Below are 13,940 nucleotides of genomic sequence, written 5' to 3' on the forward strand. Positions count from 1 at the left end.
TAAATTTATTAAATTTTTTATTAATTGTCCGTTATTTTTGCTTATATTAATATAAATCAAAACAAATAAATTTAAACTGGTATGAAGTAAAACAAATCAAGTAGTGGCGGACAGAGAGGGATTTGAACCCTCGAAGCCCGATTAAGACTTGCACCCTTAGCAGGGGTGTGGTTTCAGCCACTCACCCATCTGTCCATAAAATAAGAAATCGTATTATAATAAAATCCTGCTGATATATGGCTTAAAAACTAGCACTACTTAAAACAGAAACTATTGAACCTAAAGTCACAATGTACTAATGGCAAATATCGCTCAAATCAGTACAAAGTAAAAAGGCTTAACCAGATTTGCCACTAAAAACTACTCTATCGCGAATATCATAAACATTTAAATTGATAACTCACTGATACAAAAAATTAGCCCAATACCTCTTTAGCAATTTATAAGCACCAACTAAGCTAGAAGCTTTAAGATTAAGCTGTGTATATACTGCTTACTTATCTAATGCTTATATTTTCTTAAATTTTATCTGTAGTAATATATTAACTTTATATTTATATTTCTTTTTTGATAAGGCGTGTATTAAATCTAATGTGCATAAAATATCTAATGTCATTTATACAACACTTATGAGTATAGTTTTTGCTTGGCATACTCGTTGAAAATTTATACCGAAATCTCACACAAAATAGGCTATAAATTTAAATTTGAGCTAAAATTTTCTCTACCACTTCACGCGGATTTTTGCTTTTATATATCGGCCTACCAACCACGATAAAGTCGCTACTTTCACGCTTTGCGGTCACTATGTCGGCCACACGAGCCTGATCATCCACACTCTCACCAAACGGACGAATCCCAGGCGTTAGCGTTAAAAAATTATCACTAGTCACCTTTTTTATCCCACGGCTTTCAAATACCGAGCAGACCATACCATCAAGCCCAGCATTAAACGCTGCAATACTCATTTTATGCACTGCTTCGTTTATACTCTCGTTATAAATCTCCATAAACTCATCTTTGTTAAAACTAGTCAAAGATGAGACCGCAAGAACCAATGGACGGTATCTTAAATTTGCTAACCGCTCCATTACTTCGCTCATCGCCCTGGCTCCGGCACTTGCGTGAATATTTATCATATCAACATTTAAATTTGCGATAACTTCCGCAGCATCTGCCATCGTGTTTGGGATATCATATAGTTTTAGATCTAAAAAAATTTTAAAATCACCCAAACTTTTAAGCTCATCAATAAATTTTACCCCATCACGCAGATATGCTCTTAGACCTACTTTTAGCCACACATCAAGCCCTTTAAGGCTTTTAGTAAGGGATAAACTTTCATCACGAGTCGGTAGATCAAGTGCTACACAAAGCTTCAAATCTCAGCCTTTAATGCGTCTAAAACACCGTTTATAAACTTTGGAGCAGAATCTCCGCCAAGCTCCTTTGCAAGCTCGATAGCTTCATTTATGATCACGGCTTTATCGGTTATGGTAAATTTCATCTCATAAATTCCAAGCCGTAAAATAGCAAGCTCCACTGCACCCACACGCTCTATCTCACCCTCTTTTAAAAATTTTTTCAAAATCTTATCTAGTTCATTTTTTTTAGTAACTACACTTTCAAAAGTCTGCTCTGCTTCGATTCTGCGTTCATTACGAATCTTACGCTCGTTTAAAAACTCATCTGTAAATTCCGCACTTCCACTGCCCATCTCACTCGCATAAAGTAGCGAAACTACCGCTTGTCTGACCTGATGACGCGTAGCCATTTACGCCCCCAAATTTTTATATAAATCAAGTAGCTCTATAACGCCTGTCATAGCTTCAAAGCCCTTGTTTCCAGCCTTACTACCAGCTCTTTCAATCGCTTGTTCTATACTATCAACAGTTAAAACACCAAATGTTACTGGCTTACCGTATTTTAGCGTTACATTTGCAATGCCTTTTGTTGTCTCAGCCGAAACGTAATCAAAATGCGGTGTTGAACCACGAATGACCGCTCCAACACAACAAATAGCATCAAATTTACCACTTTCTAACGCACGTTCAAGTGCCATAGGTATCTCAAAAGCACCAGGTACAAGAATAAGGGTTAAATTACTCTCATCTCCACCATGGCGTAAAAACGCATCTTTTGCACCCTCTACAAGGCGGTCTGTTATTATGTGGTTAAAGCGTGCATTTATAATGGCTATCTTTTCACTACCTTTTAGTGCAAGTTTGCCCTCTATTATTTTCATTCTTTCTCCTTTTTATTTTAAATTTAAAGCCTCTTTTATAGCAAAAATTTCATTTACATTTTGCTCTAATTCATCTAAATTTAGCATATTTGGCCCATCACAGAGTGCTTCACAAGGGTTTATATGTGTCTCATAGAAAAATCCATCTACGCCAACAGCTGCTGCTGCACGTGCAAGATAAGGTACAAAACGAGCATCTCCACCACTCTTCTCTCCAAGAGCTGAAGGCATTTGAACACTATGAGTAGCGTCAAAAACAACTGGTGCGTATTCATGCATAAGTACTAAATTTCGCATATCCACGACTAAATTCCCATATCCAAATGTGCTACCACGTTCAGTTAGCCAAACACCATTTTGCTTTGCTACTGCATATCCATCACCACTCACACAACGAGTCTCAAGCACCTTTTTAACACTATGTTTCATCGCACTTGGTGCCAGAAACTGCCCTTTTTTTATATTTACTACAGCATCTGTCTTTGCTGCTGCGACTAGCAGATCGGTTTGACGACACAAAAATGCTGGAATTTGCAACACATCGGCGACTTTTGCGACTGGGGCTGCTTGATAGCTCTCGTGAATGTCAGTTAAAATTTTAAAACCAAATTTCTCCTTCACGTGAGCTAAAATCTCACATCCTTTTTCAAGCCCTGGCCCACGAAATGAGCTAATGCTCGTGCGATTTGCCTTATCAAAACTTGACTTAAAATAAAAATCAATTCTTTTATCTTCATTAAATTTAACGAGTCTTTCTGCAACTGCAAAAACTAGCTCTTCACTCTCTATAACACAAGGTCCTGCGATCAGTATCACTATTTTTCCTTTACTACTAAAATTCCGCTTATAATAACGAGCATTATACCAAAAAATGCCAATAAATTTGGTAGCCCATCGCCCATAAAATAGCCAATAAATATAGTAAATATAACATCAGCGTAGCTCACAACAGCGACCGTTCCAGCCTTTTTGGATGCTGCGTAAGCCTTTGTCATAAAGATTTGAAAATAAAGCCCCGTTATACCTACTAAAAGTATAAAGATCGCATTATGTAAATTTGGCATAACAAATTTTGATATTAAAAAATCAAGTGGCTCATAACTCATAAACTCAGCCATACTCATAAAAACAAGCGGTAGAGCTGTTCCCCACGCCATAAAGCTAAGCACTATTGTCTTTGTGTCGTAGCTTTTATTTAGTTCACGCACACTAGTGTATGCAAGTGCTGCTCCAAGACCACTCCAAATGCCGATGATATCGGTCTTTGAGATACCTAAGTTTGGCTGAATTATTAGCAAAATACCGCCAAATCCTACAAATACCGCAAACCACCCTTTTGAACTAAGTCGCTCTTTAAACCAAAAAGCAGCAATGAGTGCGACAAAGATAGGGCTTGTTTTTGAAAATGTAAAAGCAGCGGCTAAGTTGATATTTGCAATATTATAAAAAAAAGCAAAAAGTGCTATTGTGCCGACAAATCCACGAAACATAAGTAAAAAAAGATGCCCGCCTTTTTGATGGAATGGATATTTATAAATTGAATAAATAATTATGGCAAAGCCTATCAAATTTCTAAAAAATACAATCTCAATTGAAGGCAAATCCTTGCTTAAATACTTTGCAAATGCCCCAGTGGCAGCAAACATAACACAAGCAAGAAGCATATAATAAATCCCAAGATGACGCACTATAAATCTATTTGGCACAGCAAACCTTTAAATTTTAAAGTCTTATTTTAGTAAATTTAGCCTTAAAATGTTTAAATTTATTAATAAAATAAGCCATTTTTTGTATAATATGCAACAATAAAGGAATAAATTTGCAAAAGATTATATTAGTTGGAAAACCAAATGTTGGCAAAAGCTCTCTTTTTAACCGCCTAGCAAAGCAACGTATCGCTATCACAAGCGACGTAAGTGGCACTACAAGAGATACAAATAAAGCCGTGATTGACATTGAAGGCAAAGAATGCATTCTCATAGATAGTGGCGGGCTTGATGATAGCTCGGAGTTATTTCGCAATGTAAAGCTTAAAACATTAGCCGAGGCTAAAAACTCAGATTCTATCATCTATTTAGTTGATGGTAAAATGCTACCAGATGATGAAGATAAAGCCCTATTTTACGAGCTTAGTAAGCTTAAAAAGCCAATTGCCTTAGTTGTAAACAAAATAGATAGCAAAAAGGATGAGCAGCGTGCATGGGAGTTTGTAAGCTTTGGCACAAAGCTTATATTTAACATCTCAGTTAGTCATAATACAGGCATTGATGAGCTTAGCGAATGGATATTTAAACAGCTAAAAACAGACGTAATAAAGCATGATGAAAGTGAAGACTTTGATGATTTTTTAGAAAGCTTTAACGATGACGGCGAATTTGACGACTCAGAAAATTATGAAAATAAAAATATACGCATAGGTATCGTTGGACGTGTAAATGTCGGTAAAAGTAGCTTACTAAACGCACTTGTAAAAGACTCTCGTGCCGTTGTGAGCGACATCGCTGGAACTACGATAGACCCGGTGAATGAAATTTATGAACATAATGGGCGAATATATGAGTTTGTTGATACCGCAGGTATCCGCAAACGTGGCAAGATAGATGGCATAGAACGTTACGCACTTAACCGCACTGAGAAAATTTTAGAGACTACAGACATAGCTTTGCTCGTGCTTGATAGCTCTGAGCCACTAACTGAGCTAGATGAGAGAATAGCTGGGGTTGCAAGCAAATTTAACCTAGGAATTATCATAGTACTAAATAAATGGGATAAGAGTGAGATAGAGTTTGACAAGCTTTGCAAAGAGATAAAAGACCGCTTTAAATTTCTAGCTTACGCACCGATCATTAGTGTCTCAGCACTCGGAGGTAAACGTGTGCATAAGCTTTATGATCTAATACTTGAAGTTTATAAAAACTTTATTCAAAAAATGCAAACTTCAAAACTAAATGAGCTAATCTTGGAAGCGACTAAGGCACATCCACTCCCACACGAAAAGGGCAAAAGTGTAAAAATTTACTACGCTGTGCAGTTTGCATCCGCACCGCCAAAAATAGCTCTGATAATGAACCGCCCAAGAGCATTGCATTTTAGCTACAAACGCTATCTAAGCAACAAAATACGTGAGAAATTTGAGCTAAGTGGCGTCCCACTCGTGTTAATCCCTAAAAAACGTGGAGAAAATGATGACGATAAAGAATGATAATATAGTTTTTATAGGATTTATGGGTGTTGGCAAAGGCACTATAGGACGGCTTTTGAGTAAAAATTTGGATAAATTTTTTCTTGATTGTGATGATATGTTAGAAAGCTCTCAAAATAAAAAGATAGTTGATATATTTGAGGCTGAAGGTGAAGAACATTTTAGAAATTTAGAGAAAAAACTGGCTAAATTTCTAGCCACTAATGTTAAAAATGCCGTTATATCAACAGGCGGTGGCTTTGCAAATGTCAAATACTTAAACAAAATTGGCACTATCATTTATCTAAAATCAAGCTTTGATGCTATCATTCAGCGTTTAAAAAATAGCCCAAATAGTGATAAAAAATTTGCCAAGCGACCTCTTTTACGTGATCTAAACAGAGCAAGAGAGATACATAAAAATAGAGAAAAAATTTATACTAAAAAAGCAGATATCATCATAAATGTAGAAAACAAAACACCAAAGCAGATCGTAAAAGAGATCAAAGAAAGACTTGCAAAGGATAAAAATTGATAGGTTATTTATTCTTAGGATTAGCTATCGTTTTTGAGTTGGCTGGGACAAATTTTTTAAAACTCTCAGATGGCTTTACAAAGCTAAATTATTCGTTTGCAACACTTTTGGCATATGGATTTTGTTTTTATTTTCTTGCACTATCATTAAAAAGCATAAAATTAAGTATAGCTTACGCAACTTGGGGTGGGCTAGGTATCATCCTTGCGACTATGCTTTCTTTTTTTATCTTTCACGAAAAAGTATCTATAATAACACTACTTGGTATAGCACTAATTGTCATTGGAGTTGTTATTTGTAACTTTTTGGTGCAGGACATTAAATTTATAAGGACAAAATTTGAGAGTATTAACAGGACTTCAACCCTCTGGTAAACTACATTTGGGAAATTATTTCGCCTCTATCAAACAAATGGTTAAGGCACAAGAAAACAGCGAGATGTTTATATTTATCGCAAACTATCATGCGATGACATCAGTAAGTGATGCTAAAATGCTTAGACAAAACACGCTTGAAGCAGCAGCTGCATTTTTATCGCTAGGTATTGATCCAGATAAAAGCGTATTTTGGGTGCAAAGTGATGTTAAGGAGGTACTTGAGCTTTACTGGGTGCTAAGCCAATACACGCCGATGGGGCTGCTAGAACGTGCTCACAGCTATAAAGACAAGATTGCCAAAGGTTTTAGCACTCAGCACGGACTTTTTAGCTATCCTGTGCTTATGGCAGCAGATATATTGCTTTATAGCTCAGAGATTGTACCAGTAGGTAAGGATCAGATTCAGCATGTTGAGATCGCACGTGATATAGCGATAAAATTTAATAACGAACACGGAGAGATTTTAACTATACCAACGCACCGAGTAGATGAAAATGTCGCGACCGTACCCGGAACAGATGGGGCTAAGATGAGTAAAAGTTATGGTAATACAATAGATATATTTGCCGATGCTAAGACGCTTAAAAAGCAGATAAACTCAATCGTTACTGAGCCGATCGCAGTTGAAGAACCAAAGCGATGGCAAGATGATAATGTCTATAACATTGCACGACTGTTTTTAGACACTGATGAGCAAATAGCACTACAACAACGATATGAGCGTGGCGGAGAGGGGCACGGACACTTTAAGATGTATCTAAATGAGCTTGTTTGGGAGTATTTTGCCTCTGCACGTGAGAAATTTGCGTATTATATAAGCCATACAGATAAAGTGGAACAAATTTTAAGTGATGGTGCAGCAAAAGCCCGTAAAGTTGCACTTCCTTTGATAGAAAAGGTGCGAAACGCAACTGGAATTTATAGATAGATTTAAGGAAAAAATATGATAAATTTAAAACTTCTTGAGACAAATTATGATGAGTTTGTAGCCAAACTTCGTGGCAAAAAAGTAAGTGAAGAGACGCTTAAAAATCTTCTTGATACGTTTGCCAAACTTAGAAGCGAACGTCAAAGCTTAGAAAATTACCAAGCTGTGCAAAATTCAAAGAGCAAAGAGCTTGGAGTATTAGCTAGAAGTGGTGCAGACGTAACAGAACTAAAAGACGAACTTAGCAAAAACAAAGATGCGATGAGTTTACAACAAGAAAGAGTGCGTGAGCTTGAAATCAGGCTTGATGAGATTGCATCATCTGTACCAAATATCACTGATGATGACGTGCCAGCTGGAGAGAACGAAGATGATAATGTCTGCGTTAAAACGGTGCTTACACCACGCAAATTTGACTTCGAGCCAAAGCCACACTATGAGCTTGGCGAGAGTCTTGGATGGCTTGACTTTGAGCGTGGGGCTAAAATTTCAGGCTCACGTTTTACCATACTACGTGGAGTGGGTGCAAGGTTATCAAGAGCATTGGTTAATTATATGATAGATTTTAATAGCTCACGTGGTTTTGAACTAGTAAATGTACCATTTTTAGTAAGCTCAAATACACTTTATGGCACTGGACAGTTACCAAAATTTGAAGATGATTTATATAAAGTAAAAGATGAGGATCTCTATCTGATACCAACGAGCGAAGTGCCAGTAACAAATATATATAACAACGAGATCATTGATGGCGAGAGTTTACCGATAAAGATGACTTGCTATTCGGCTTGTTTTAGACAAGAGGCTGGTTCGGCTGGACGTGATACACGTGGTATGATCCGCCAACATCAGTTTGAGAAGGTGGAGCTTGTAAGCATCACAAGGCCTGAGCAAAGTGAGCAAATTTTAGATGAGATGGTTACGTGTGCTAGCGATCTACTCACATCACTTGGACTACCGCACCGCCATATGCTACTTTGCAGTGGCGATCTTGGATTTAGTGCGGCAAAGACTATTGATCTTGAAGTTTGGCTACCATCACAAAACAAATATCGGGAGATAAGCTCGGTTTCAAATACGCGTGATTTTCAGGCTAGACGAGCTAAAATTCGCTACAAAGATGGCAAGAAAAATTCACTTGTACATACGTTAAATGGCTCTAGCTTAGCGGTAGGCAGGACACTAATAGCAATAATGGAAAACTACCAAAATGCCGATGGTCAAATAGAAATTCCACAAGTGCTTAAAAGGTATATGTAGTGGCTGATGAAGAGGTATTAATCCTTAAACCACCTAGTGAAGAGAGTGGGGAAGATATCGAAAATGCCGAAGAACTGATCTCTATTGAAAGTATCCAAGAAAATGAAGAAGATATCGAACAAGAGATTATACCTGAACCCATAGAGGTAAAAAAAAGCAACAAAAAGCTTATTTTTATCATTGGGACAGCTACGGTTATCATCTTGCTTATCATACTGATAATTTTACTAAAAGATGATAAAAAAGATACAATAGACACAGAAGAATTAGCTCAAAAAATCGAGCAAAACTACCAAACGCAAAGTTTTGGTGCATCAAAGATCGATGATATGATAAATAAGGCAAATCAACTCTACGAGCGTGGCAATAAATTTGAAGCGTTAAAAATTTATGAAAATATCGCTACTTATAACCAATCTCTTTCAAATTACAATCTAGGTGTATCGCAAATGAAGCAAGATAAGTGTGAAGAGGCAATTATATCATTTACCAAAGCCATAAGCGATCAAGACAATACCGCTGTAAGTGCAATAAACGCAGCTGTTTGTTCGCTCGAATTAAATAATACTAAAAATTTTAGCTACTACATAAATTTAGCAAATTCATTTTTGCAAAACGAGCTTAATTCACCACTTTATAGTTATTATCACGCAGTAATTAATTATTACAAAGGTAATTATTACGAGGCTCTACACTCACTTTCGCACCCAAATATGCAAAATTATAAGGATAAATATGACTATTTGAGTGCAAAAATTTTAGCAGTTTTAGGCAACAATGATGCTGCGATAGCAAAACTAGAAAATCAAAAAGAATTTAATGCCGACATTACCCTAGCTCAACTTTATGCAAATATTGCAAAATATGATAAAGCACGTGATTATCTAGCACGAGCGAGTAAAAACACAACAAATCCAGATCTTATAAAAATGATAGCTGCCTTAATAGATCTAAAAACTGGCTATTACAAAGATGCGGCTAGTTTTATAAATGATGTTTATAAACAAGATCCGCTTAAACCAAGTCAAATTTATAAGATAAAAACGGTGTTAAATCCTGAACTTTTTGATGTAAATTTAGCTCAAATACACTTTAAAGATGATATGTTTTTTAATAAAACTAGACGCTATGAGACTCTATTTTACTTCTCGCCTTACAAAGTTTTTGATGTAAAGCAAAGTATGGAGTACATTAGAAAAGGTGGCGTAAATGTATTTTTAGATGATACTAATTCTGCAAATGAGTATCTAGCAAAAAGTTCGGCTATCTCAAAGGTAAATATAGAGCTTAGCACGGCTATCGCAAAAGCCTTAAACTACGAGTTAAAAGAGGCTAATCGCGACTTTGCTGCACTTGCTAAAGCTCATCCACAACACTCGATACTTCAGTATAATCTAGCTCTTAGCTACGCACAATTAGGCAACTTTAGCCTTGCATCAAAGCATTTTATCGCTAGTTATCATCTTGACCCAAATAACCATTTGGCTGGAATTTTTGGTGCAATAAGTGCAGATATAACACAAACACTTGATCAAAAACTCATAGAAGAGATAAGCACAAACCTTGAAAATGATAAAAGTTTAGACCAAATAAATATTTATAATGCTCTTTTAAATTTAATCAATGAAAACCAAAGTGCCCTTATGCGATGGCTTGAAGAGCCAAAAGAGGAGAATATACTAAATATTGCATTTGACACTATAATCGCTAAAATGCTCTCACAAAATGCGATAATGAACAAAAAAACAAACAAGCTAATGCAAATTTTACCAAATGACATCATAGTAAATATATTAAATTTTATCGCACAGAATGAAACAACGAATATAAAAGAGTATGCAAAACAGGTGCAAATTTATTTTAAAAATAGAGATCTTGACGTTGATGCATTTTATCACGGAGCAAGTATAATACGCAAGCAATATATCAAACTCTTGCAAATTTCAGGGCTGATAAATCGCGAACGTGATAAGCTACGACAAGCTCTAAAAAATGCACCTGCCAATCAAAATATAATCCAGACTTTGGCATATATAGAAATTTTTACAAACGATTTTAAGAGTAGTTTCGCAAGATACAACAGGCTAATAGACGAGTTTAAATCAGATGATGCAAACACATTATTTTTAGCATCTGTTGCTGCCACTGGAGCAAACCAGGTACAAAATGCGATCGCCTTACTAGAGCTTACAAGACTAACAGATCCAAGTGCAATCGAAAACCGTATAGCACTTGGCTATATGTATCAACAAATCAACAATATCGAAGCCGCGATGATACAATATAATAAGATCGGAAATATCGATCATAAAAACGAATTTTATGATTTTATGATCGACAATGAAGCCAAGATAAAATTTTAAATTTGTTTGATCTTTAGATAGCTATTCAAAGCACCGATATAAGCTTTCGCACTTGCCATCATCGTATCTATATCAAGTCCGTGCCCCATAACAGCATTATGTCCATCAAATTCAACCTTAACATCAACTTTAGCCAATGCGTCTTTGCCCTGTGAAACTGCTGTTACTTGATAGCCTTTAAGTATGCCACTTATACCACTTATACGATCAATAACTTTAAATATAGCATCGACAGTGCCATTTCCAAGTGCAGAATCGCTCGTGATCTCATCATTATGTTTTATACTGATAGATGCACTAGCTAACGCATCGTTACAGCTACTTTGAAGAAGTCTAACTATCTCATAAATTTGTGGGATTTTCGTGATCTCTTCAGCAACTAACGCACGCAAATCATCATCAAAGATCTCTTTTTTCTTATCAGCAAGATCTTTAAATTTATCAAATGCCATATTGATCGCGTCATTATCGAGGTTAAACCCAAGTGAGTTTAGCTTATCCTTAAATGCGTGGCGACCACTATGTTTGCCAAGAACTAAAGAGTTTTTTTCAAGTCCTATACTTTCAGCCGATATAATCTCATAAGTCTCTTTGTGCTTTAATACACCATCTTGGTGTATGCCACTCTCATGTGCAAAAGCATTTTTGCCGACTATAGCTTTATTTGGTTGTGGCTCTATACCTGTTATACTAGCGATTAAACGTGAAGTCGGATAAATTTCTTTCGTGATTATGCCTGTATAAAGCGGTGCAAACACATCGGCACGAGTTTTTATAGCCATCACAATCTCTTCAAGTGCAGCATTGCCAGCACGTTCACCGATGCCATTTATAGTACATTCAACTTGACGAGCCCCTGCAACTATACAAGATAACGAATTTGCCGTAGCCAAGCCAAGATCGTTATGATTATGCACTGAGATAACTGCTCGTCCATCTATAAATTTAGCCATCTCGCTTATCATCGCACTAAGCTCTGTTGGTAAACGATAGCCCACTGTATCTGGTAAATTTATTGTATTAACTCCAGCTTCTATGACTGCCGCACATATCTCTTTTAAAAAGTTTATCTCGCTACGACCCGCATCTTCACAGCTAAATTCCACATCTTCGCCAAATGTTTTTGCATATTTGACCGCTTCGACAGCACGACGGATCACCTCGTCTGGTGTCATTTTTAGCTTATACTCCATATGTATCGGACTAGTTGCAATAAATGTATGTATACGACGGTGTTTTGCGGGAGACAGTGCCTCTCCGGCTACTTTTATATCGCGTTCAACTGCACGTGCAAGCGAGCAAACAACTATATTTGATGCCTGTTTTGCGATTTGATTAACTGCGTCAAAGTCACCAGGACTAGCTGCCGCAAATCCAGCCTCCATAACATCAACTCCAAGACGTTCAAGCTGAAGTGCTATCTGTAACTTTTCAGCTGTATTCATGGATGCTCCAGGGCTTTGCTCTCCATCTCTTAAAGTTGTATCAAATATTATTATTTTATTATTATCCATTATTTATCCTTTTTAAATTTATAATTTTATAGTGAAAAGTTGGTTGGGTTAAGAGTAATTTTATGCTACTAAAAGTAGCAGTAGAGAGTTTCTGATTTCGATTTTTGGTAAAATTTTACGTGATTTGATGACTCCGACCTCGCTCATTCACTCTCCTTTTTCTTTAAATTTTTACTAAACATCATTAATGCCCTGATTATACCATATAAAACGTAAATGCTTATTACAATTGTTGCACTTTCAAATGGATAAAGATATAGCATAGAAAACGCCACCACAAGTATTATAAGAATTCGCATAACGTGAGATTGTTTAAGATCTATCTTTTTAAAGCTAGGATAGCGGATATTACTCACCATTAATACAGCAAGAACAGCGTGAAGCAATATATAAAACCACTCAAAACCACGAAAAATATCATAATCTAAATACACGCCAACCCAAAGCACACTCACGATCGCAGCTGTTGGTATTGGAAGTCCAATAAATACGTTTGGCTCATATGTGCCTGTTGTAACATTAAATCTAGCCAACCTAATCGCACCAAATACTGCAAACATCGCTGAGATCAATGCTCCAAATCGCCCAAACTGATTGCCTATAACAAGATAAAATAAAATTGTAGGAGCAACGCCAAATGCTATTATATCAGCAAGACTATCAAATTCTATACCAAATTTACTAGTCGTCTTAGTAAGTCGTGCCACACGTCCATCAAGCCCATCTAATATAAGCGAAAGCACGATATATATGATGGCTCGCGAGTAATAACCTTGAGCTTTTAAATGCTCATCTTGGATATCAAAGCAATAACCTTGAATAGCAGAAATAATACTTACAATGCCTAAAAATGCACTCGCGGCGGTAAATAAATTTGGTAATATATACATAAGTTGCGGTTTTTGTAAATTATTCATTTTCTAATCTCTTTTATTAAAATATCCCAAAAGTCCAGCCGAACATACACTCTCGCCAACACTTACACAAATTTTAGTATCTTTTGGCAAAAGCATAACCACGACACCGCTACTTAAAAAACCAAATTTTCTAGAAGCCTTTAAGCTTTGTACATTTTTAATATAAATGCTACGAGTCAAAGCTCCTGCGATAATGCGTATCATAAATTCATTTGTATCATTTTGGCATACATAAAGGACGCGTTCATTCATAGCGTTTGAAATTTTCATATGATTACATAAGAAAAGTCCGTGCCTTTGACGTATCTCGCTCACGTTCATATCGCACGGAGCACGAAGTGAGCCAACACCGAAAAATGACTTTTCTATCACAACTTTACTAAACTCCTTATCTTCAAATTTAGTCGTTGAGATCTCTTTAACTCTACCATCAATAGGCGCCAAAATAGCCAATTTATCATCCGTATAAGGCTCTCTTTCAGGATCTCTAAAAAAGTATATTACAAAGACAAGTATAACTGCAAAAAATATCACTGCAATATCAAATAATAACGCAACAATAAACAAAATAGTAAAAAAAGCGATAAATTTATAACTTGACTTTGCGACATATCCCATCT

The 13,940-nt window shown here is 36.3% G+C and carries 14 protein-coding genes and 1 tRNA gene; 6 read left to right on the top strand and 9 right to left on the bottom strand.

Features of this window, described 5'->3' with window-relative positions; translation table 11 throughout:
• Positions 1 to 104: 104 nt before the first annotated feature.
• The 6 genes from KDE13_RS02230 to KDE13_RS02255 all read right to left on the bottom strand — a co-directional run bounded on the left by KDE13_RS02230 (position 105) and on the right by KDE13_RS02255 (position 3,951).
• Positions 105 to 195, bottom strand: a tRNA-Ser gene (locus tag KDE13_RS02230).
• Positions 196 to 701: 506 nt separating this feature from the next.
• Positions 702 to 1,382 (bottom strand): orotidine-5'-phosphate decarboxylase, encoded by a 681-nt coding sequence (gene pyrF, locus KDE13_RS02235; RefSeq protein ID WP_212140030.1) that lies wholly within the window; start codon positions 1,380 to 1,382, stop codon positions 702 to 704.
• Complete coding sequence (nusB, locus tag KDE13_RS02240; RefSeq protein WP_212140029.1) at positions 1,379 to 1,774, bottom strand: transcription antitermination factor NusB; 396 nt, start codon at positions 1,772 to 1,774, stop codon at positions 1,379 to 1,381. The genes pyrF and nusB overlap by 4 nt, the downstream gene beginning before the upstream one ends.
• Positions 1,775 to 2,245, bottom strand: a complete 471-nt coding sequence (ribH, locus tag KDE13_RS02245; RefSeq protein WP_212140028.1) for a 6,7-dimethyl-8-ribityllumazine synthase — start codon at positions 2,243 to 2,245, stop codon at positions 1,775 to 1,777.
• A gap of 12 nt (positions 2,246 to 2,257) precedes the next feature.
• On the bottom strand, positions 2,258 to 3,061 hold the full coding sequence (kdsA, locus tag KDE13_RS02250) for a 3-deoxy-8-phosphooctulonate synthase (RefSeq protein WP_212141620.1): 804 nt from the start codon (positions 3,059 to 3,061) through the stop codon (positions 2,258 to 2,260).
• On the bottom strand, positions 3,061 to 3,951 hold the full coding sequence (locus KDE13_RS02255; RefSeq protein ID WP_212140026.1) for a DMT family transporter: 891 nt from the start codon (positions 3,949 to 3,951) through the stop codon (positions 3,061 to 3,063). Before KDE13_RS02255 ends, kdsA begins: the two co-directional genes overlap by 1 nt.
• Before the next feature lie 113 nt (positions 3,952 to 4,064).
• Here KDE13_RS02255 and der point away from each other — a divergent pair, with 113 nt between their 5' ends.
• From der to KDE13_RS02285, 6 genes are read left to right on the top strand one after another with little or no spacing between them, the layout of a single operon-like run.
• Entirely contained in the window at positions 4,065 to 5,447 is a 1,383-nt protein-coding gene (der, locus tag KDE13_RS02260) for a ribosome biogenesis GTPase Der (protein ID WP_212142733.1), read from the top strand.
• On the top strand, positions 5,431 to 5,961 hold the full coding sequence (locus KDE13_RS02265) for a shikimate kinase (RefSeq protein WP_212141619.1): 531 nt from the start codon (positions 5,431 to 5,433) through the stop codon (positions 5,959 to 5,961). The genes der and KDE13_RS02265 overlap by 17 nt, the downstream gene beginning before the upstream one ends.
• Positions 5,958 to 6,335, top strand: coding sequence for a DMT family transporter (locus KDE13_RS02270; protein WP_229204329.1), 378 nt, complete (start codon positions 5,958 to 5,960; stop codon positions 6,333 to 6,335). The genes KDE13_RS02265 and KDE13_RS02270 overlap by 4 nt, the downstream gene beginning before the upstream one ends.
• Positions 6,301 to 7,266: a tryptophan--tRNA ligase gene (gene trpS / locus KDE13_RS02275; RefSeq protein ID WP_212140024.1), complete on the top strand. Its 966-nt coding sequence runs from the start codon at positions 6,301 to 6,303 to the stop codon at positions 7,264 to 7,266. The genes KDE13_RS02270 and trpS overlap by 35 nt, the downstream gene beginning before the upstream one ends.
• 15 nt (positions 7,267 to 7,281) lie before the next feature.
• Positions 7,282 to 8,526, top strand: coding sequence for a serine--tRNA ligase (serS, locus tag KDE13_RS02280; protein ID WP_212140023.1), 1,245 nt, complete (start codon positions 7,282 to 7,284; stop codon positions 8,524 to 8,526).
• A complete protein-coding gene (locus KDE13_RS02285) occupies positions 8,526 to 10,889 on the top strand; it encodes a tetratricopeptide repeat protein (RefSeq protein ID WP_212142734.1) in 2,364 nt (787 codons plus the stop codon). The genes serS and KDE13_RS02285 overlap by 1 nt, the downstream gene beginning before the upstream one ends.
• Here KDE13_RS02285 and KDE13_RS02290 read toward each other — a convergent pair.
• The 3 genes from KDE13_RS02290 to KDE13_RS02300 form a co-directional block, all read right to left on the bottom strand.
• Entirely contained in the window at positions 10,886 to 12,403 is a 1,518-nt protein-coding gene (locus tag KDE13_RS02290; RefSeq protein ID WP_212140021.1) for a 2-isopropylmalate synthase, read from the bottom strand. The genes KDE13_RS02285 and KDE13_RS02290 overlap by 4 nt on opposite strands.
• 143 nt (positions 12,404 to 12,546) lie before the next feature.
• Positions 12,547 to 13,320, bottom strand: coding sequence for a CDP-diacylglycerol--serine O-phosphatidyltransferase (gene pssA / locus KDE13_RS02295; protein WP_212140020.1), 774 nt, complete (start codon positions 13,318 to 13,320; stop codon positions 12,547 to 12,549).
• 3 nt (positions 13,321 to 13,323) lie between these two features.
• On the bottom strand, positions 13,324 to 13,938 hold the full coding sequence (locus KDE13_RS02300) for a phosphatidylserine decarboxylase (RefSeq protein WP_212142735.1): 615 nt from the start codon (positions 13,936 to 13,938) through the stop codon (positions 13,324 to 13,326).
• Positions 13,939 to 13,940 lie beyond the last annotated feature (2 nt).

The sequence above is a fragment of the Campylobacter anatolicus genome, from assembly GCF_018145655.1.
GTDB lineage: Bacteria > Campylobacterota > Campylobacteria > Campylobacterales > Campylobacteraceae > Campylobacter_A > Campylobacter_A anatolicus.